Raw genomic sequence first — 18502 nt, forward strand, 5'->3', positions numbered from 1 at the left:
GGCTCAGCGCAGGGTGCGGAAGAACGCCCGGACATCCGCCACCAGGGCCTCCGGTGCCTGGAGCGAGGCGAAGTGGCCGCCGGTGTCGTGGACGGTCCAGCGGGTCACCCGGTTGGACAGCTCGGCCAGGGTGCGGATCGCCCGGTCACCGTGGAACAGCGCCACCCCGGTGGGCACGCCCGAGGGCGCCGGGCGGCCCCAGCCGTCGGCCGCGATCTCGCGGTAGAGGCGGGCGGCCGAGCCGGCGGTACCGGTCAGCCAGAAGGCGGTGACGTCGGTCAGCACGGCGTCCCACGAGGGCAGGGTCTGGCCGGTCGCCTCCGGGTCGTGGTCGACGAAGAATTCGAGGTTCCAGGCGAGTTGGCCGACCGGCGAGTCGTTGAGCGCGTAGGCCACCGTCTGCGGCCGGGTGGACATCTGCGTCGCGTAGCCGGAGTGCGCCTGCCACCACCGGGCGTTGGCCTCGGCCTTGGCCCGCTCGTCGGCGGAGAGCAGGGCGGACTCGGCGGCGGAGAGCGGGGCCGAGGCGCTCGGCGGCGCGTTGAGGTGGACGCCGATCACCTCCTCGGGCGCCACCCGGCCGAGTTCGGGCGAGACGATGGCGCCGAAGTCGCCGCCCTGCGCGCCGAACCGGCGGTAGCCGAGCCGGCGCATCAGTTCGGCCCAGGCGGCGGCGGTCCGACGGGTGCCCCAGCCCGGTGCGGTGGTCGGCCCGGAGTGGGCGAAGCCGGGCAGCGAGGGCGCGACGACGTGGAAGGCGTCGGCCGGATCGCCGCCGTGCGCCCGGGGGTCGGTGAGCGGGCCGAGGACGGGGGCGAAGTCGTGGACGGTGCTGGGCCAGCCGTGGGTGAGGATCAGCGGGACGGCGTCCGGCTCGGGCGAGCGGACGTGCAGGAAGTGCACGTTCTGCCCGTCGATCGTGGTGGTGAACTGGGGGAAGGCGTTGAGTGCCGCCTCGTGCGCGCGCCAGTCGTAGCCGTCCGCCCAGTACCCGGCCAGCTCGCGCAGGTACGGTGCGGCGACCCCGTAGGACCAGCCGGCCCCCGGCAGTTCGTCCGGCCAGCGGGTGCGGGCGATCCGCAGGCGCAGCTCGTCCAGTTCGCCCTGCGGAACGGCGAGCCGGAAGGGGAGGACGGCTTCCTCGTCGTTGATCATGCGGCGACGGTAGGCGGCGACTAGGTCAGCCGGCGTCCTACATGGTCCTGGTCGGTCCTGCTCCGTCCTGCTCGGTCCTGTGCGGCCAAACCGGTTGATCGGAACGGATCGTTCACCGAGCATGACAGGTGAAGAGGCACACCGAGGGGCGTGCCGACGGGCGAGGATCGGACGAGCGGCGTGGCGGAGACGGAGACCGACTGGCAGTACGGCTACGGGGCGGACGGCGTCGTCCTGGTGCGGTACGGGCTCGGGGAGCGGGAGGGGCGCCCCTGGGCCGACCAGCTGGAGGTGGTCGACCCGCGCGGCGACCTGGCCGCCCAGGTCGGGTACGTGCGGGCGGAGATGGCGGGCTGGGTGGTCTCCGGACCGGTCGAGCTCGGTCAGGAGCTGGTGCGGCAGGGCGCCTCGGTGCTGCGCCACGGCCACACCATGCACCGCGGGCTCACCGGCACCCCGCCCGCCGAGGGCTGGGAGGCCTGGGCCCGGACACCGCTGCGGGACGGGTTCCGGAGCGTGCCGTGCGACCGCCCGGCCGAGGCGCTGGTCGCGGCCTCACTGGCCGCCTTCGGCCCCGGCCACCCCGACCACCGCCCGGCGGAGGCGGACAGCGACCAGCCCGCGGTGCAGCGGCTCGCCGAACTGCTCGCCGGCGAGATCATAGGGTCGCTGCTGCCCGTCAGCGCCCTGGTCGTGGACGAGGCCGACCGGGTGGTGGCCGGAGCCGTCCTGACCGACTGGGACGGGCTGCCCTGGATCGCCCATGTGTTCCGCGATCCGGCGCTCGGCTACCCCGGCCTCGGCCGCGACCTGCTGCGGCGTGTCCTCGCGGACCTCGTCGCCGAGGGCCGGACCGAGATCGGGCTGGCGGTGACCGAGGGCAACCGGGCCCGGCGGCTCTACGAGGAGATGGGTTTCACGGTGACCCGCAGCTCGCTGACGGTCATCGTCCCCTGAATCCTGCGGCCCGAGGCCCGGGGCCCGCAGCCCGGCCCGAGCCACGCGGTGTCGGCCGCCGCCGTCCTGGAGCCGGCCCTCAGGGGTGGGCCAGCTCCAGGACGGCTATCCCGGCCAGGACGGTCGCGCTCGCCGCCATCCGCAGCCGCCCGAGGCGTTCGCGGAAGACCACGGTGGCGATCAGCGCGGCGATCACGATGCTGGTCTCGCGCAGCGCGGCGATCGTCGCGAGGTTCCCCCGGGACTGCGCCCAGACCACCAGCCCGTAGGCGGTCAGCGACAGCACCCCGCCGACCAGCCCCAACGGGACCGCCGGACCGGCCCCGGCCAGCAGGCCCCGGCCCCGGCGCGCCCAGGCGATCAGCGCCAGCACCGGCCCCTGGAGCAGGAACAGCCAGGCGACGTAACCGCCGACCGTGCCCGCGTGCCGCACGCCGCCGCCGTCCGCCACGGTGTACGCGGCGATCATCACCCCGGTGCCGGCCGCCGCCATGAGCGCGGGCAGCTGGGCCCGGCCCGGTATCCCGCGGGCGAAGGCCAGTCCGGCCAGTCCGCAGGAGATCACGGCCACGCCGAGCAGTTCCCCGGTGCCGAGCCGGTCGCCGAGGAGGGTGACCGACAGCACCGCCACCAGCAGGGGCGCCGAACCGCGGGCGATCGGGTACATCTGCCCGAAGTCCCCCAGCTGGTAGGCGCGCAGCAGGAGCAGCTGGGAGACCACCTGGAGCACCACCGAGGTGATCAGGTACGGCCAGGCCGCGGCCGCCGGGAGCGGATTGAGCACCACCAGGACCAGCGCGCAGGCGGTGTACGCGAGGTTGATCAGCGCGAAGCCGACCAGCTTGTCCTGGATCCGGTGCGCCAGCCCGTTCCAGACCGCGTGCAGCACGGCGGCGGTCAGGACGGCCACGGGGACGGCGGCGGGGACGGCGGCAGGCATGACGGGACTCCCCTCCGATGGGCGGCCGAGGGACCGGCGGATCGCCACCCTCGGAATCGGATTCCACGATACACTCCATCCATGGAAGAGCATTCCGATTTTTCCCCGCTGGAGTCCCAGCTGGCCGCGCACATCCGCGCCCGGCTCGGCGACCTGCGCGGCAGCGAGGCGCGGGTCGCCCAGGTGGTCCTGGCCCGGGGCGCCGACCTGGTCGGCCTCAGCGTGAGCGACGTCGCCGAACTGGCCGGGACGGCGCCCTCCTCGGTGGTCCGCGCCTGCCAGCGGCTCGGCTTCCGGGGCTACCAGGAGCTGAAGATCGCCGCCGTCCGGCAGGCCCCGGCCCCCGGGCCCGACCCCGCCGACACCCGGGACCCGGCCGCCCGGGCGCTCGCCGAAACCGTGCGCGCCGCCCGCGAGGCGCTCGACGGGATCGCCACCACGCTCACCCCCGACCGGCTGCGGGCCGCGGCCGAGGCGCTGAACACCGCCGACCACGTGCTGGTCCTCGGCGCGGGCCTGTCCGGCGCGGTGGTCGTGGACGCCGCGTACCGGCTGAGCGCGCTGGGCCTGCGCACCGACTCCCCCGCCGACCCGATCACCGCCCAGCTGGCCGCCGCCCAACTGCCGCCCACCGCCGCCTGCCTGGCCGTCAGCCACACCGGCGCCACCCGCACCGTGGTCGACGCGGTCCGCCTCGCCCGGGACAACGGCGCCACCGTGATCGCCCTCACCAGCTACGCCCGCTCCCCGCTCGCCGACGCCGCCACCCACACCCTGGTCGCCGGCGGCCAGGACCTCGTCTTCGGCCTGGAGACCACCGCCAGCCGGATCGCCCACCTGACGGTGGTGGACGCCCTCACCCAGACCCTGCTCGCCCTGCGCGGCGAACCGGCCGAACGCGCCCTGCGGTTGTCCGCGGACGTGACGGCCGACCACGCGTACTGACGGAGCGTCAACGTGGCCGGAAGGCCGGAAGCACCCTTCCCTTCCGCCGCGACACCCCACCGTGCGGCCACTGTGCGGCCATCGCACCGGCGCCGCACCGCCACCGCACCGGCGCCGCGCCACCCGTCCATCCGGTGAAATGGCCGTGAGGACGGTCGGTGGCGGTGTGTAGGCTCGCGGTCATGGCAAGGGTGACGCGGGACGACGTGGCGAGGGCGGCGGGAACGTCGACTGCGGTCGTGAGTTATGTGATCAACGATGGGCCGCGCCCGGTGGCGGCCGCGACGCGGGCCCGGGTGCTCGCCGTCGTCGAGGAGCTGGGGTACCGGCCGAACCGGGTCGCGCAGGCGATGGCCAGGCGGCGCACCGACCTCATCGGCATGGTCGTGCCGGACGCCCGCCAGCCCTTCTTCGCCGAACTCGCGCACACCGTGGAGCGCGCGGCCGCCGAGCGCGGGCGGCTGCTGCTGATCGGCAACTCCGACTACGCGGACGAGCGCGAGGCCCACTACATCCGCGCGTTCCTCGGCATGCAGGTGGACGGCCTGATCCTGGTGACCCAGGACCCCTCCGCCCCCGGTGTCACCGGCGTGGACGCCACCGAGGGGACGCCGGTCGTGCTGCTGCACCACCGCGCCGAGACCGAACGCGGGATCGCGGTGGTCGCGGACGACGAGGGCGGCGCCCGGGACGTCGTGCGCCACCTGCTCGGCCACGGACACGCCGAAGTGCACTGCTTCGGCGGCACCTTCGCTCTCAGCCCGACCGACCCGGTGACCTTCCGCACCGCGGGCTGGGCCGCCGCGCTCGCCGAGGCCGGGCTGTCCGCCGAGGGCCGGCTGACAGCGGCGCCGTTCGACCGCGTGCGGGCTCACCGGGAGGCGCTCGCGCTGCTGGCGCGCGCCGACCGGCCGGCCGCCGTGTTCTGCGCGACCGACGACCAGGCGATCGGCCTGCTGCGGGCCGCCGACGACCTGGGCATCCGGGTGCCGGAGGACCTCGCGGTGGCGGGCTTCGACGACATCGCCGAGGCGGTGATCGCCGGACCGCCGCTGACCAGCGTGGCCACCGCCCAGGCGGAGATGGCACGCGCCGCCGTCGACCTGGTGCTGAGTGCGGGCGCGGACGGCGCGACGCCGCCGGCCCCCGGGGCCCGAATGTTCCCGGCCCGGATGGTGGTTCGCCGCTCCTGTGGCTGCACCGGGGCCTGAACCGCCGCCGGCAGCGCCCGGCGGCGGTTCGGACGGTCATCCGCGGTCCGGTCGGCCGCCGTCCGCTCGGCCGCCCTGCGGCGGGCCCGCCATGAGGTGCAGGTTCTCGTGGCCGTCGGGAGCGAGCACCCGGTCGTGGTGGAACGCGGAGATCCCGGCCCAGAACGCGCCCCGCTCGAACATCGCCTTCTCGTAGCCGGCGACGGCTGCCTCGAGGGCGTCGGCCGCGTCCACGGCATCGGCGCCCTCCGCGGCGAGCCGCCCGAGCACCGGGGCCACCGCAAGGGCGAGTTCGGCCGCGTCCCACATCGCGAGGTTGACGCCCTGGCCCGCGAACGGCGACATCAGGTGCGCCGCGTCCCCGACCAGGGTGACGCCCGGGCGGCGCGGCCAGGTCAGGCCGACCGGCAGCTTCTCCAGCCGCTGGGTGCGCAGGGTGTCGTCGCAGGCGTCCAGCGCGGCACGGAACTCCGGCGCCCAGTCGGCGAAGTGGCGGGCGACGGCGGCCCGGGTGCGGTCCGGGTCGTGCGCGGTGAGGCCGGCCGCCGTCAGCCAGTCCTCGGGACACCGGAAGAACGCGTAGATCCGGATCCGGCCGTCGCTGTTGCGCTGGAGGACCAGGCCCTTGTTGTCGTGGAAGGCGAACAGGCTGCCGTGGCCGACCGCGGCGGCCGTCCCCGGGGCGGTGCGGTCGGCGTCGGGGATGCCGAGTTCGACCAGGCTGACGCCGGTGTAGTGGGGTTCGGCGGAGGTGAGCAGCGGGCGGACCCGCGAGTGGGCGCCCTCCGCGCCGACGAGCAGGTCGCAGGTCTCCACCGCGCCGTCGGCGAAGTGCAGCCGGTGCCGGCCCGCGCCGAGCGGCTCGGCGCGTTCGAGGCGGTGGCCCCAGCGGACGGCGGCCGGGTCGAGCGAGTCGAGGAGGAGGTCGCGCAGGTCGCCGCGGTCGATCTCGGGGCGCCCGGGCCGGCCGCCGCCCGTGACAGCCGCGGTGTCCGCGACGTCCGCGCCCGGGGCGGGGCGGCTCTCGAAGGCGAGGTGCGCGGTGCCGTGCTTGTCGACGACCCGGAAGTCCTCGCCCTCCGGCCGGGCCTTCGCCCGGAACTCCTCGGTCAACCGCGCCTCCCGCAGGGCCCGTTGGCCGGTGTCGCCGTGCAGGTCGAGGGTGCCGCCCTGGCCCCGGACGTCCCGGGCGGGCTCGCGCTCGTACACGGTGGCGGCGATGCCGTGGACCCGCAGGATCCGGGCGAGGGTGAGGCCGGCGGGCCCGGCGCCGATGACGGCGATCCGCGGGCTGCCCGCCGTTCCGTCCGGCCCGCCGTCCTGCGTGCTGTCCGTGGGGTCGGTCGTCGCTTCGGTCATGCTGCGCCGTGCTCCTTCCACGCCTTCGGGGGCTTCCGTCACGGCGGACGACACGTCCGGTCGTGACGCCGTCCCAGTCTGGTCGGCCGGGCACGTGGGCAGTAGACCGGAATCGGACGGCGCGCGGCCGCCGGTCCGGTCAGACCCCGGCCCGGGTGAGCCGGCGGAACACGGTGGTCACCACGAGGGCGGTGAGGACCAGCAGCAGACCGGTCTCGACGAGCTGTATCGGGACGAAGTGCGACACCGGGTGGTACTGCCCCCAGGAGGTCGGCGCGGCCGCACAGACGTCGGACGAGATCGCGCATTCGGCGTTCGTCAGCCTGGTGCCGTCCGCGAGCACCACCCCGTGCTCCACCAGCCAGGCGTTGGTGGGCTGGGCGAAGCCGCCCAGCCGGTTGTTGTACCCCTGCTCCTCCTCGACCAGAGGCCAGAAGAACGGCCGTACCGCGAGCATCACCGCGTGGGCGAGCACCACCGCCGCACCGCTCACCAGCACCGCGATGACGGTGCGCCGCACCAGTTGGCCGACCAGCACCCCCAGCGCCGTGCCGAACAGCGCCCAGGCGACCGGGACCGTGCCGAGCACGGGATAGGTGAACCCCTGGAACGGCGGGTCGAAGCTCCACGTCCCCCTCACCATGTCCGACCGCCACACCCAGCTGGTGAGCGCCGACAGCACGGCGGACAGCAGCAGCACGACGGCGCCCGGGACGGCGAGCCGGGCCGCCAGCCAGCGGTGCGGGGCGACGGACTGCGCCAGCACCACCCGCAGGGTGCCGCTCTCGTACTCCTGGGCGAGCAGGGGCCCGCCCAGGAACATGCCGAGCAGGACCGGGACGGCGGTGACGGCGGGCTGCACGATGTTCATGAACATCCAGCTCAGCATCCCGATCCGCCCGCTCTGCACCTGACACGTGAGGTCCCACACCCCCGTTTCGAGGCAGCCGATCCGGCGCATGGTCTCGACCCGGTCCTGGATCAGGACGTGCATGGTGATCAGGACGAGCGCGGCGAGGAGCGCCGGGATGACCATCGTCCGCACCGCCACCCTGCTCTGTCGCCAGGCCAGCCAGAGCACGCCGCCCGGTCCGCGGGAGGTGCCCCGGGAGGGACCGCGGCCGGGACCGTGCGCGGGGCGGACTTCGGCGGACGGGCCGGTCAGGGCGCTGGTGCTCATGCGACGGCCTCGCGATCGGGGGCGGTGACGGCAGTGGGGAGCGGGGTGCGGAGGTAGGCCAGCAGCAGTTCCTCCAGGCTCGGCCGGGTCGACTCCCACGGCCCGTCGACCGGTTCACCGGTGTGCAGCAGCGCGGTGACCTGGCGGCCCCGGACCCGCCGTTCCACCGCGGTCCCGGCGGGCAGTTCGGCCCCGTCGGCGACGCCGGTGAGCAGCTGGTGGCCGTCCAGGATCTCCTCCAGGTCGCCGGCCAGCCGGATCCGGCCCGCCTGGACCAGCAGCAAGTGGTCGATGACGCCGTCGAGTTCGGGCAGGATGTGCGAGGAGACGAGGATGGTGGTGCCGCGTTCGGCGGCCTCGGCCATCAGCACGCCCATCAGCTCGTGGCGGGCGAGCGGATCGAGGTCGGACATCGGCTCGTCGAGCAGCAGCAGTTCGGCGCGCTTGCCGAGGGCGAGCGCGAGCGCGACCCGGGTGCGCTGGCCGCCGGAGAGCGCACCGATGCGCGCGCGGCCCGGCAGCTCCCCCATGTCGATGACCCGTTGAGCGGTCTCCTCGTCCCACCCGGGGTTGAGTTCGCGCCCGACGCGCAGGGTCTCCGCCACCGTGAAGGAGGGGTAGAGCGGCTTCTCCTGGGTGACGTAGGCGACCCGGGCTCGCGACTCCGGGGTGCTCAACGCCTCGCCGAAAACCCGCAGTTCACCCTCGGTCGGCTCGATCAGCCGGGCCGCCAGGGTCAGCAGGGTGCTCTTGCCCGCCCCGTTCGCCCCGACCACGCCGCAGATCCGGCCGGCCGGGACGGTGAAGGTGCAGTCGTGCAACGCCCACAGGTCGCGCCGGTACCGCTTGCCCAGCCCCACCGCCTCGACGGCCGGCCGGTCCTCGGCCGGTATCGCGGCCCCCGGTACGGATGTCGTGTCCGCCATGCGGTCCCCCCGCCCTCCCTAGTCCGTTGCGGCCGGACCCTCCGGCCCGGTCGACCCGTGCGGCGCCGCCGGGACGCCCGTCTCGAAGCGCTGCTCCAGTACGGAGGCCATCAGCGCGGCGATGTCCTCGCGGTCGAGTCCGGCCGCGCGGGCCTCGTCGACCCACCCCACCAGCCCGGCCCGCAGCGGCCCGTCGGCGGCCGCCCCGGGCCGGGCGAGCGACCGGCGGACGAAGGTGCCGAGCCCCGGCCGGGGCTCGACCAGCCCCTCGCGCTCCAGCTCGCGGTAGGCCTTCAGTACGGTGTTCGGGTTGATCGCGGTCTGCTCGACCACCTCCCGCGCGGTCGGCAGCTTGTCCCCGGGCTGGAGCACACCGAGCCGCAGCGCCTGCTTGGTCTGCTGCACGATCTGCTGGTAGGTGGAGACGCCGCTACGCCGCTCGATGCGGTATTCGATCACACCCGCATCACCCTTTCACTAGTTTATTAGTGGAATCGTGCCAAGCCGCAAGGTCGTGGTCAAGTCGAAGCGGGGGTCCCCGGACCTTCCGAGCCGCCCTGGCCGGCTACGGGCGGCGCAGCAGCCGCAGATCGCCGTCGGCCACGACCGGCCGGTAGCCGAACGATTCGTACCGGCCGAGCATCCGGCGGGTGTCCTCGATCGCGCAGGGGGCGTGCACGCTCGGGTCGGCCAGGTCGACGGCCACCCACTGCGGGCCGTCCGACAGGTCGTCGGCCGGCGACGGCACCGGCTCGCGGCAGACCAGGCCGACCGTGGTGCGCCCGGCCAGTTGCGCGGCGAGGCGGTTGGACGCGGCGACGGTGGCCCCGTCGGGTATCCGGGCGAGCAGCGCCTTGGTCGCCGCGAGGCGGGGCGAGGTGGCCCAGGCCCCGGGGGCGGCGAGCTCGTGCAGCGGGTAGACCGGGAGCGTCACGGCGGCGACCAGCCCGGCGACCACCAGCGCCCGCCGGGCCGGGCGAACGGCGGCGGCGTCCGGCGCGGCGGGAACGGCGGCGGCGTCCGGCGCGGCGGGAACGGCGGCGGCGTCCGGCGCGGCGGGAACGGCGGCGGCGTCCAAGGGGGCGGGACCGGAGGCGTCGGGCCGGCGGGCGAAGGCGCCGGTCCGGTCCAGGGCATCCACGAGGGCAGCGATCAGCAGTGGCATCAACACCGCGCTGTAGTGGTAACCCACGCCCCAGTAGTGCGGGTTGTCGGCGATCAGCCGCCACCCCACGGTCGGCACGCAGAGCAGCGCCAGCGGCGACCGCAGCCCGAGGAACCCGGCGGTCGCGGCGGCCAGCCCGAGCAGCAGCCACTTCAGCGGCGGCCAGAACAGCCGGCCCGCCAGCTCCCACGGCGCTCCGACGGCCTTCCCGGCTCCCAGCTGCCCCCAGTAGGCGAAGTCGCCGCCGGGGTTGAACGACGGCAGCACCACCAGCATGGTCAGCGCCGTCGCCGCCAGCCCGAAGAGCGCCGTCCCGAAGCCCAGCGCCCGGATCCCGCTGCCCCGCGCGGCCCGCCGGAAGACCAGCACCCCGACGGCGGCCACCGTCAGCCCGAGGTCCTCCTTCACCAGCACCAGCGGCAGCGCCCAGAGCACCGCCGCGGCCGACCGCCCCCGCCCGAGCGCGGTGGCCGCGCAGGCCAGCAGCGGCACGGCGAACGCGATCTCGTGGAAGTCGTCGGCGACTGCCTCGACGATCCCCCAGGACAGCCCGATCAGGCAGCCGACGGTGCCCGCGAGGCGCGGGCCGCCGACCTCGTGGGCCCACCGGCTCAGCGGCACCACGGCCAGTGCCATCAGCACCGCCTGGGCGAGCAGCAGCGTCACGGCGCCGGGGAACACCCGGTAGAGCGGGGCGAGGGTGACCAGCACCGGGTGGAAGTGGTCCCCGAGCAGGTGGTAGCCGGGGCCCTTGAGCAGCACGATCGGCGCCCGGCCGTCCGCGTAGGCGCGCACCGCCTGTTCGAAGATCCCCAGGTCGTAGGCCTGGGTCAGGACGCGCCGGTGCCGGTTGACGGCGACGCAGGAGTAGAGCGCCGCGAACAGCGCGGCCAGCCCCCAGGACAGGACCCAGGGCCGCCGGAGGCGGCGGAGCACCCTGCGGAGCACCCACATGAACGAACCACCCTTTCACTATTTGATTAGTGGAAGGGTGGTGGAACCCCGGCGCGGACGTCAACCCCGGGCGGGCCGCGCCAGGGGGGTGGCCCACCCCGGACAGGGGGGTTAACTCCCCCCTCGGGAAGGGGGTTTCTCCGGTTCCGGAACGGCGACCCGGCCACCAGACTTCCTGCCATGAGCCCAGAGCCCACGACCCTTCTGCCCCCGGTGCCGGCCGCACCCCCGCGCCGCGCCCCGGACGGCAGCGATTTCGCCCAGCTCACCCGCCGGATAGCCGAGGAGGGGCTGCTCGACCGCCGCCCCGGCTACTACGCGGTCCGCTTCGGCGTCACGCTGGCCGCGTTCACGGGCGGCTGGTACGCCCTGTTCGCACTGGGCGACACCTGGCAGCAGCTCGCCGTGGCCGCCGCGATGGCCATCGTCTTCGGCCAACTCGGCCTGCTGGCCCATGACCTCGCGCACCGTCAGGTCATGGGCGGACGTCGCGGAAGCGAGTTCGGCGGGCGGATCGTCGCCAACCTGCTGATGGGCATGAGCTACGGCTGGTGGATGAACAAGCACACCCGCCACCACGCCAACCCCAACCACGAGGGCCGGGACCCGGACGTCGCGCCCGACATCGTGGTGTGGTCGCAGGACCAGGCCCGGCAGGCACGCGGGGTCGCCCGGTTCATCGGCAGGCGGCTGGCCTTCCTGTTCGTCCCGCTGCTCCTGCTGGAGGGCCTCAACCTCAGCTACAACAGCTTCCGGGCGCTGCGCAGCCCGTACCTGAAGCGCCCCGGGCTGGAGGGCGCCCTGCTCGTCCTGCACTTCGCGGCCTACTTCGGGGCCGTCTTCACCGCTTTGCCGGCCGGCAAGGCGGTCGCCTTCCTCGCCGTCCACCAGGCCCTGCTCGGCGTCTACCTGGGCTGCGTCTTCGCGCCGAACCACAAGGGCATGCTGATGGTGACGCCGCAGATGCGGCTGGACTTCCTCCGCCGCCAGGTGCTGACCTCGCGCAACGTCCGCGGCAACCCCGTCCTCGACACGCTGATGGGCGGCCTCAACTACCAGGTGGAGCACCACCTCTTCCCCAGCATGCCGACCCCGGCGCTCCCGCGTGCCGCCCGGATCACCCGCCGGTTCTGCGCGGAGAAGGGCATCCCGTACCACGAGACCGGGCTGCTCCGCTCCTACCGCGAGATCTTCGCCCACCTCCATCGCACCGGCGAGCCGCTGCGCGCGGACCACTGACCGGCGGCGGCCGAGCGCGCCCCGCCGAGCGACCCCTGCCGAGCGCGCCGGCCGCCGCCGCTCAGACGAGTTCCTCGGCGAGCAGGTCCATCAGGAGGTTGTCGTGCCAGCCGCCGTCGGCGTCGCGCTCGTACCGGCGCATCACGCCCACCGGGCGGAAGCCGACCTTCTCGTAGCAGCGGATCGCCGGCAGGTTGTCGACCGCCGGGTCGATGACCAGCCGGTGGAAGCGGTGGTGGCCGACCAGGTGGCGGGCCAGGGTGCGCACGGCGTCGGTTCCGTGACCGCGGCCGTGGCAGGCCGGGTCGAGGTAGATGTCCAGACCGGCGTGGCGGTACTCGTCGTCGTCGTTGGCGTACCACTGGACGGCGCCGACGAGCCGGCCCTCGGCCTCGATGGCGAAGGTCTCGGTGCCGGACTCGGCGAGATCGGTGGTGACGGCGTCGGTGAGGTCCTCACCGCCGCGCCAGCGGGCGTAGACCTCGGGGGTGCGGCGGATCGCGACCAGGGCCGGGATGTCCCCGGCGACCGCCGGACGGAGCGTGACGTGCGTGCCGTGCAGAATCGTCCCCATACGCGCGGATGCTTCCATGAAACGCCGCATTCGGCGAACCGTTTTCGACTTTGCACGCACCACCTCCCACCGGGGATGATTCGCCGTCGTGATACGTGTGCTGATCCTCGTCATCTTCCTGGTGGGCTACGTCGTCTACCGGATCGTCCGCCGCAAGCGCCATCTGAAGTGGGCCCGGGACGGCTTCGACCCGGCGGCGTACGGCATGGCCCCGCGCGAGCGGCTGGACCCGACCCGGTCCGGACCGCCCGCCCCGCTGGAGCGGCGGAAGCGCTCGCAGGCGATCGCCGACGCGGCCTGGGCCGGGGACTGGCGCCCGGCGGCCGGCTACGTCGCCGAGGCGGGCGACAACTGGGACGAGCGGTGGGAGCGGCTGGGCCTGCTGGCCGCGATCGCCGGCGACGGGGACGGCTGGCTGGGCGCCTGGCGCTCCGCCGAGCCCGGCAACTGCGACGCCGCCACCCTGGAGGCGAAGCTGATGGTGCACCGCGCCTGGGAGGTGCGCGGCTCCGGCTACCGCGGCGAGGTCGGCGACGACGCGATCAACGCCTTCCGCGAGCTGCTGCCGGCCGCGATCGAGGCGGCCCGCCGGGCGGCCCTGCTGGACCCGGCGAACCCGGGTCCGTGGGTGGTGATCGTGACGGCGGCGCGCGGGGCGCAGTTCACCCCGGAGCAGTTCCAGGAGGCCTGGGACGAGCTGATGAAGCGCGCCTGGTACCACTACGACGGCCACTGGCAGGCCATGCAGTACTGGTGCGAGAAGTGGTTCGGCTCCGACAAGCAGATGCTGGCCTTCGCGGAGCGCGCCATGGACGCGGCCCCGCCGGGGAGCCCGCTGGGCGGGATCTACCTGCACGCCCTCGCGGAGCTGGAGGAGCGGCGCAGCATCGCCGGCACGATCACGGCGGACAAGACCAAGTGGCGCATCGAGAACCTCGCCGCCCAGCTCCGGCAGGTCCGGCCGGACGACGAGCGGCTGCCGCAGCTGCGGCACCTGCTGGCGCACTTCGCCGGCGAGGCGGACGTCTACGGGGTCGCGCTGGAGCAGTTCCGGGCGGTCGGGCCGTGGTGCGGCGCGCGGCCGTGGAACGAGCAGGAGGATCCGGTGGCGGCCTTCGACCTGGCCCGCGCGCTGGCGGTGAAGCGGGCCAAGGCGGAGCCGCTGGCGGCCGAGCTGCGGCCGGCGAAGAACTCCGGGGCGGGGCAGGGGCTGTAGCGGCCGCGGGGAGGGGCGCTTCCCACGCGCCCCTCCCCGTTCCGTGCGGGCGGCCCGGACGGCCCGAACGGCCCGGGCAGCCCGGTCGACCTGGGACCGCCCGGGGTCAGCTCTCCGGCCCGTAGGCGCCGAAGCCGCGGCAGACCAGGCCGTCGCGGAAGGTCAGCGCCTCCGCGACGGCCACGCCGCGCTCGTTGCGGTAGTCGAGCACGATCGTGTCGACCGAGACCCGCACCGAGTCCAGGGTGAAGTGCAGGTCGGGCAGCAGCGCCAGGGCCTTGCTCCAGTACGCCCGCAGCGCGTCCTTGCCGCGCACCTCCCCCGACGGGTCCCCGAGGAAGCTGACGACCCGGGGCGAGACGAAGACGACGTCGTCGGCGTAGTGCGCGAGGACGCCCTCCAGGTCGCGGGCGTTCCACACCGCCACCCACTCCTCGGCGAACCGCTGCGCGAAAGCATGATCGATGGTCATGCCCCCATCCTCCCCGTCACGGCGCGGACGCGGGGCGGGATTCGGCGGAGCGATCGTCGGCTCGGAGCGCGGACGGCCACGGAGCGCGGACGGCCACGGAGTAACGGGCCGCGGTGGCCGGCCCGGAGATCCCCCGCGAGAATTTTCCGGCCGGCTGTCGAAAGGCCCCCCGCCCGTTCGACGCAGGGGTGAGAGGCGGGGAGAGGCCCCGCCCGCACACCGACGAGGAGTGAGCCACCATGCCGCGTTTCCTGTCACTGATCCGCATCGACGAGCAGCAGGCCTCCGAATTCCGCTCCGACCCCGGCTTCGAGCAGCGGATGGGCGCCCTGTTCAAGGAGATCACCAAGGCCGGGGTGATGCTGGACACCGCCGGGCTGCTGCCCACCAAGGAGGGCACCCGGCTGCTCTGGGACGGCGGGAAGGTGAGCTGCACCGACGGCCCGTTCACCGAGACCAAGGAGGTCGTGGGCGGCTACGCGCTGCTCCAGTGCAAGGACAAGGCCGAGGCCGTCGAGTGGACCCGGCGCTTCCTGGAGACGCACCCGGCGCACTGGCACGTCGGCGCCGAGCTGCGCCAGATCGACGAGGGCACCGCGTCCCCGGAGGCGTGACCGACGGGGCGGTGGTTTGCCGCGGTGGGCGGCGGCTGCTCTGATGGGTGATCGTGACGGAGCGCAACGCGGGAACGGCTGAGCCGGCGCGGACGGCGGGGGCGGTGGAGACGGCCAGGACGGTCGAGACCGTCTTCAGGATCGAGTCCGCGCGGATCATCGCGGGGGTCACCCGGATCGTGCGCGACGTCGGCATCGCCGAGGAGCTGGCGCAGGACGCGCTGGTCGCCGCCCTGGAGCAGTGGCCCGAGTCGGGCGTCCCGGACCGTCCGGGCGCCTGGCTCATGGCCACCGCCAAGCACCGCGCGATCGACCTGGTCCGCCGCCGGGAGACCTACGCGCGCAAGCTCGCCGAGGTCGGGCGGGCGCTGGAGGACGTCCCGCCGCCCGAGCCGTCCGGGCCGGACGACATCGACGACGACCTGCTGCGGCTGATCTTCACCGTCTGCCACCCGGTGCTGTCGGCGCCGGCCCGGATCGCGCTCACCCTGCGGCTGCTCGGCGGGCTGACCACGGCGGAGATCGCCCGGGCCTTCCTCACCACCGAGCCGACCGTGGCCCAGCGGATCGTGCGCGCCAAGCGGACGCTGGCGCGGGCCGGGATACCGTTCGAGGTCCCGTACGGGGACGAGCGGGCGGCCCGGCTCTCCTCCGTGCTGGAGGTCGTCTACCTGGTCTTCAACGAGGGCTACTCGGCGACCGCCGGGGACGACCTGCTGCGGCCCGCGCTCTGCGAGGACGCGCTGCGGCTGGCCCGGCTGCTGGCCGCGCTGATGCCCGCGGAGCCGGAGGCGCACGGGCTGGCGGCGCTGCTGGAGTTCCAGGCCTCCCGCACGGCCACCCGCACCGGGCCGGGCGGTGAGCCCGTGCTGCTCGCCGACCAGAACCGCGCCCGCTGGGACCGGCTGCTGATCCGGCGCGGGCTCACCGCCCTGGGGCGGGCGGGCGGCGGGCCGTACTCCGTGCAGGCCGCGATCGCCGCCTGCCACGCCCGGGCCGCGCGCTACGAGGACACCGACTGGGCGACCATCGCCGCGCTCTACGGCCGGCTGATGGCGCTGACGCCGTCCCCGGTGGTGGAGCTGAACCGGGCGGTGGCGCTGTCGATGGCCGAGGGACCGGCGGTGGCGCTGGAGGTGGTGGACGCGCTGGCGGCCGAGCCGGCGCTGCACGCGTACCACCTGCTGCCCAGCGTCCGGGGCGACCTGTTGGCGCGGCTGGGGCGGGGCGCCGAGGCGCGGGCGGAGTTCGAGCGGGCGGCGGGGCTCACCCGCAACGTCCGGGAGCGGGAGCTGCTGCTCGCCAAGGCGGCGGAGGCGGCCGAGGCGGCAGCAGCCCGAGCGGACGAGGGTGGAGGGTTCGAGGGCTGAGGGTTTCCGGGGGTTCGGGGGTCAGAGGGCGTCGTCGAGCCGCAGCCGGGCGCTGACCTGGCCGAGGCCGTCGGCGAGCACGGCCAGCTGCTCCCGGGTGAGCACGTCGATGAGCAGTTCGCGGACCAGGGCGACATGGCCGGGGGCGGCCTCGCGCAGCATCTCGCTCCCCTGCTCGGTGAGCTCGGCGAAGACGCCGCGCACGTCGCTGGGACAGGAGCGGCGGCCGACCAGACCCATCTTCTCCAGCTGGGTGACCTGGTAGGTCAGCCCGCTCTTGGAGGTGACCAGGATGTCCGCCAGCTCGGTCATGCGCAACGAGCCGGCCGGGGCGGCGGAGAGGTGGACGAGGATCTCGTACTGGGTGTGGGAGAGGCCCGATTCCTCCTTGAGCTGGCGTTCCAGGCGACGGTTGAGCAGGTTGCTCGCGGTGACGAAGCTCCGCCAGGCGGCCATCTCCTCCTCGTCGAGCCACCGGGGCTCGTACGGGGAGGCGGCGGAGGGGGGCGCCGAAGGTGCGGACGAGGTGGAGGGCATGGGGTGATCGTACTCCTATTGTTCAAATTCGAACGAAGGTGTACGGTCTACCTTGTCAGGTTCAAATTTGAACTACCGACCCGTATCCAGCCGCTGAGCACCACACCCCGAGCGTCAGAGGAGAACAGTCGCCATGAGCACCGCCGCCCCCGAGCGCATGCCCGCCCTCTACCTGTCGCACGGCGCGCCGCCGCTCGCCGACGACCCGGTCTGGCCCGGTGAGCTGGCCGCCTGGTCCGCCGGCCTGCCCCGGCCCAAGGCGATCCTGATGGTCTCCGCGCACTGGGAGGAGGCCCCGCTCGCGCTCGGCGCCGTCACCACCGTGCCGCTGGTCTACGACTTCTGGGGCTTCCCCGAGCACTACTACCGCGTCCAGTACGCCGCCCCCGGCGCACCGGAGCTCGCCGAGCGCGTGCGCAAGCTGCTGCGCGCCCCCGGGACGCCCGTCCAGGACATCCCGGACCGGGGCCTCGACCACGGCGCGTACGTCCCGCTGGTGGAGATGTTCCCGGAGGCGGACATCCCGGTCCTCCAGGTCTCCATGCCGACCCTGGACCCGCAGCGGCTGCTGGAGATCGGCCGCCGGCTCGCCCCGCTGCGCGACGAGGGCGTGCTGATCGTCGGCAGCGGCTTCTTCACCCACAACCTGCGGGCGCTCAGCCGCGACGGCCGGGTCACCTCGGTGATGGCCGAGTTCGACGACTGGGGCCGGCGCGCGCTGGAGGCCCAGGACCTCGACGCGCTGCTCGACTTCGAGCAGAAGGCCCCGGCCGGGCGGCTCGCCCACCCGCGCACCGAGCACTTCGCCCCGCTGTTCGTCACGCTCGGCGCGGCGGAGGACGAACTGGCGGGCCAGCGCACGGTGATCGACGGGTTCTGGATGGGCCTGGCGAAGCGCTCGATCCAGCTCGGCTGACGGCCCGGCCCGCCCGACGGCCCGCCCGACGGTCGACCGCGCCGGCCGGCGAATGCCGGCCGGCGCGCGCCGGTCAGAGCGCGCCGCAGGTGAAGCGCTCGCCGATGTGCTCGGGCTGCTCGATCTCGTCGACCAGCGCCACCGCGTAGTCCGGCACCGAGATCCGGCTCTCCCCCGCCGCGTCGGTGAGCAGCTGCTCCAGCGCGGTGCGGTAGCGGCCGGTGCGCTCCCCCGGGCCGATCCGGGCGGCCGGACTGAGCACCGTCCAGCGCACGTCCGAAACCGTCCGGAAGTACTCCAGCGCGTCGCCGTGCGCGTGCATGATCTCCAGCACCGCCTCCGGCAGGCCCGGGGCGTCCCAGACCCGGGTGCCGGGCGCGGTCTCCAGGCTGCCCGCGCCGCCGACCGAGATCAGCCTGGGCGCCTCGCCGCCGAGCCGGCGCAGCCCCTCGACCAGCGCCCGGGCGGCCGGTTCGATCAACGCCCGGTGGCCCGGGCCGTCGCCGCCGCCGACCGCGCTCACCAGGGCGTCCCGTCCGGCCGCGACCCGGGCCACGTCCGCCGGGTCCAGCACGTCGCCGCGCTCGACGGACACCTCCGCCGGGTAGCGCGCGGTGTCGAAGCGGGACGGGGTGCGGACGACCGCCGTCACCCGGTGGCCGCGCGCGGCGGCCTCCGCGACGACGGCGCTGCCGATGGTGCCGTTGGCGCCGAACACGGCGATGCTGGCCATGGGGGTACCTACCTGTTCTCCGGGGGGCGGCGGGAAGGC

Annotated in this window: 19 protein-coding genes; 8 read left to right on the forward strand and 11 right to left on the reverse strand. The window is 74.6% G+C overall.

Annotated elements, in window-relative coordinates:
• Window positions 1-3: 3 nt before the first annotated feature.
• A complete protein-coding gene (locus tag ABZW10_RS22480; protein ID WP_355368681.1) occupies window positions 4-1155 on the reverse strand; it encodes an epoxide hydrolase family protein in 1152 nt (383 codons plus the stop codon).
• A 180-nt stretch (window positions 1156-1335) separates the two neighbouring features.
• On the opposite strand from ABZW10_RS22480, the gene ABZW10_RS22485 reads away from it, so the two are divergent.
• Window positions 1336-2112 (forward strand): GNAT family N-acetyltransferase, encoded by a 777-nt coding sequence (locus tag ABZW10_RS22485; RefSeq protein WP_355368683.1) that lies wholly within the window; start codon window positions 1336-1338, stop codon window positions 2110-2112.
• Between the two features lie 79 nt (window positions 2113-2191).
• On the opposite strand, the gene ABZW10_RS22490 is transcribed toward ABZW10_RS22485, so the two are convergent.
• Window positions 2192-3052 (reverse strand): DMT family transporter, encoded by an 861-nt coding sequence (locus ABZW10_RS22490; RefSeq protein ID WP_355368685.1) that lies wholly within the window; start codon window positions 3050-3052, stop codon window positions 2192-2194.
• Window positions 3053-3133: 81 nt separating this feature from the next.
• Between ABZW10_RS22490 and ABZW10_RS22495 the strand changes: the two genes are divergently transcribed.
• Window positions 3134-3997, forward strand: a complete 864-nt coding sequence (locus tag ABZW10_RS22495; RefSeq protein WP_355368687.1) for a MurR/RpiR family transcriptional regulator — start codon at window positions 3134-3136, stop codon at window positions 3995-3997.
• Window positions 3998-4179: 182 nt separating this feature from the next.
• Window positions 4180-5208 carry a LacI family DNA-binding transcriptional regulator gene (locus tag ABZW10_RS22500; RefSeq protein WP_355368689.1) on the forward strand — a complete coding sequence of 343 codons (1029 nt, stop codon included), beginning with the start codon at window positions 4180-4182 and terminating at the stop codon, window positions 5206-5208.
• A 36-nt stretch (window positions 5209-5244) separates the two neighbouring features.
• Here the strand turns inward: ABZW10_RS22500 and ABZW10_RS22505 are convergent, their stop codons facing one another.
• The 5 genes from ABZW10_RS22505 to ABZW10_RS22525 all read right to left on the reverse strand — a co-directional run bounded on the left by ABZW10_RS22505 (window position 5245) and on the right by ABZW10_RS22525 (window position 10774).
• Window positions 5245-6567: an NAD(P)/FAD-dependent oxidoreductase gene (locus ABZW10_RS22505; RefSeq protein ID WP_355368691.1), complete on the reverse strand. Its 1323-nt coding sequence runs from the start codon at window positions 6565-6567 to the stop codon at window positions 5245-5247.
• A gap of 139 nt (window positions 6568-6706) precedes the next feature.
• Window positions 6707-7747, reverse strand: coding sequence for an ABC transporter permease subunit (locus tag ABZW10_RS22510; RefSeq protein ID WP_355368693.1), 1041 nt, complete (start codon window positions 7745-7747; stop codon window positions 6707-6709).
• Window positions 7744-8673, reverse strand: a complete 930-nt coding sequence (locus tag ABZW10_RS22515) for an ABC transporter ATP-binding protein (protein ID WP_355368695.1) — start codon at window positions 8671-8673, stop codon at window positions 7744-7746. Before ABZW10_RS22515 ends, ABZW10_RS22510 begins: the two co-directional genes overlap by 4 nt.
• Window positions 8674-8691: 18 nt before the next feature.
• Window positions 8692-9132: a GntR family transcriptional regulator gene (locus ABZW10_RS22520; RefSeq protein ID WP_355368697.1), complete on the reverse strand. Its 441-nt coding sequence runs from the start codon at window positions 9130-9132 to the stop codon at window positions 8692-8694.
• 106 nt (window positions 9133-9238) lie between these two features.
• Window positions 9239-10774 carry a DUF2079 domain-containing protein gene (locus ABZW10_RS22525; RefSeq protein ID WP_355368699.1) on the reverse strand — a complete coding sequence of 512 codons (1536 nt, stop codon included), beginning with the start codon at window positions 10772-10774 and terminating at the stop codon, window positions 9239-9241.
• 198 nt (window positions 10775-10972) lie between these two features.
• Between ABZW10_RS22525 and ABZW10_RS22530 the strand changes: the two genes are divergently transcribed.
• Window positions 10973-12031, forward strand: coding sequence for an acyl-CoA desaturase (locus ABZW10_RS22530; RefSeq protein WP_355368701.1), 1059 nt, complete (start codon window positions 10973-10975; stop codon window positions 12029-12031).
• A 61-nt stretch (window positions 12032-12092) separates the two neighbouring features.
• Here ABZW10_RS22530 and ABZW10_RS22535 read toward each other — a convergent pair whose 3' ends face one another.
• Entirely contained in the window at window positions 12093-12605 is a 513-nt protein-coding gene (locus tag ABZW10_RS22535; protein ID WP_355368703.1) for a GNAT family protein, read from the reverse strand.
• 88 nt (window positions 12606-12693) lie between these two features.
• On the opposite strand from ABZW10_RS22535, the gene ABZW10_RS22540 reads away from it, so the two are divergent.
• Window positions 12694-13821 carry a hypothetical protein gene (locus ABZW10_RS22540; RefSeq protein WP_355368705.1) on the forward strand — a complete coding sequence of 376 codons (1128 nt, stop codon included), beginning with the start codon at window positions 12694-12696 and terminating at the stop codon, window positions 13819-13821.
• A 106-nt stretch (window positions 13822-13927) separates the two neighbouring features.
• Here ABZW10_RS22540 and ABZW10_RS22545 read toward each other — a convergent pair whose 3' ends face one another.
• A complete protein-coding gene (locus ABZW10_RS22545; RefSeq protein WP_355368707.1) occupies window positions 13928-14293 on the reverse strand; it encodes a nuclear transport factor 2 family protein in 366 nt (121 codons plus the stop codon).
• 239 nt (window positions 14294-14532) lie between these two features.
• Between ABZW10_RS22545 and ABZW10_RS22550 the strand changes: the two genes are divergently transcribed.
• On the forward strand, window positions 14533-14907 hold the full coding sequence (locus ABZW10_RS22550) for a YciI family protein (RefSeq protein WP_355368709.1): 375 nt from the start codon (window positions 14533-14535) through the stop codon (window positions 14905-14907).
• Between the two features lie 104 nt (window positions 14908-15011).
• On the forward strand, window positions 15012-16277 hold the full coding sequence (locus tag ABZW10_RS22555) for a DUF6596 domain-containing protein (RefSeq protein ID WP_355368839.1): 1266 nt from the start codon (window positions 15012-15014) through the stop codon (window positions 16275-16277).
• A 21-nt stretch (window positions 16278-16298) separates the two neighbouring features.
• Here ABZW10_RS22555 and ABZW10_RS22560 read toward each other — a convergent pair whose 3' ends face one another.
• Complete coding sequence (locus ABZW10_RS22560) at window positions 16299-16814, reverse strand: MarR family transcriptional regulator (RefSeq protein ID WP_355368711.1); 516 nt, start codon at window positions 16812-16814, stop codon at window positions 16299-16301.
• Between the two features lie 133 nt (window positions 16815-16947).
• Between ABZW10_RS22560 and ABZW10_RS22565 the strand changes: the two genes are divergently transcribed.
• Window positions 16948-17730, forward strand: coding sequence for a class III extradiol ring-cleavage dioxygenase (locus tag ABZW10_RS22565; protein WP_355368713.1), 783 nt, complete (start codon window positions 16948-16950; stop codon window positions 17728-17730).
• Between the two features lie 73 nt (window positions 17731-17803).
• Here the strand turns inward: ABZW10_RS22565 and ABZW10_RS22570 are convergent, their stop codons facing one another.
• Entirely contained in the window at window positions 17804-18463 is a 660-nt protein-coding gene (locus tag ABZW10_RS22570; protein ID WP_355368715.1) for an NAD(P)H-binding protein, read from the reverse strand.
• Between the last annotated feature and the right edge of the window lie 39 nt (window positions 18464-18502).

Source organism: Kitasatospora sp. NPDC004723 (assembly GCF_040609255.1).
Lineage (GTDB): Bacteria > Actinomycetota > Actinomycetes > Streptomycetales > Streptomycetaceae > Kitasatospora.

What these genes read in the sequence shown, in the direction of transcription:
- ABZW10_RS22480 (WP_355368681.1), bottom strand. Translation starts at nt 1,155, where the DNA reads ATGATCAACGACGAGGAAGCCGTCCTCCCCTTCCGGCTCGCCGTTCCG.
- ABZW10_RS22490 (WP_355368685.1), bottom strand. Translation starts at nt 3,052, where the DNA reads ATGCCTGCCGCCGTCCCCGCCGCCGTCCCCGTGGCCGTCCTGACCGCC.
- ABZW10_RS22495 (WP_355368687.1), top strand. Translation starts at nt 3,134, where the DNA reads ATGGAAGAGCATTCCGATTTTTCCCCGCTGGAGTCCCAGCTGGCCGCG.
- ABZW10_RS22500 (WP_355368689.1), top strand. Translation starts at nt 4,180, where the DNA reads ATGGCAAGGGTGACGCGGGACGACGTGGCGAGGGCGGCGGGAACGTCG.
- ABZW10_RS22505 (WP_355368691.1), bottom strand. Translation starts at nt 6,567, where the DNA reads ATGACCGAAGCGACGACCGACCCCACGGACAGCACGCAGGACGGCGGG.
- ABZW10_RS22510 (WP_355368693.1), bottom strand. Translation starts at nt 7,747, where the DNA reads ATGAGCACCAGCGCCCTGACCGGCCCGTCCGCCGAAGTCCGCCCCGCG.
- ABZW10_RS22515 (WP_355368695.1), bottom strand. Translation starts at nt 8,673, where the DNA reads ATGGCGGACACGACATCCGTACCGGGGGCCGCGATACCGGCCGAGGAC.
- ABZW10_RS22530 (WP_355368701.1), top strand. Translation starts at nt 10,973, where the DNA reads ATGAGCCCAGAGCCCACGACCCTTCTGCCCCCGGTGCCGGCCGCACCC.
- ABZW10_RS22535 (WP_355368703.1), bottom strand. Translation starts at nt 12,605, where the DNA reads ATGGGGACGATTCTGCACGGCACGCACGTCACGCTCCGTCCGGCGGTC.
- ABZW10_RS22545 (WP_355368707.1), bottom strand. Translation starts at nt 14,293, where the DNA reads ATGACCATCGATCATGCTTTCGCGCAGCGGTTCGCCGAGGAGTGGGTG.
- ABZW10_RS22550 (WP_355368709.1), top strand. Translation starts at nt 14,533, where the DNA reads ATGCCGCGTTTCCTGTCACTGATCCGCATCGACGAGCAGCAGGCCTCC.
- ABZW10_RS22560 (WP_355368711.1), bottom strand. Translation starts at nt 16,814, where the DNA reads ATGCCCTCCACCTCGTCCGCACCTTCGGCGCCCCCCTCCGCCGCCTCC.
- ABZW10_RS22565 (WP_355368713.1), top strand. Translation starts at nt 16,948, where the DNA reads ATGAGCACCGCCGCCCCCGAGCGCATGCCCGCCCTCTACCTGTCGCAC.
- ABZW10_RS22570 (WP_355368715.1), bottom strand. Translation starts at nt 18,463, where the DNA reads ATGGCCAGCATCGCCGTGTTCGGCGCCAACGGCACCATCGGCAGCGCC.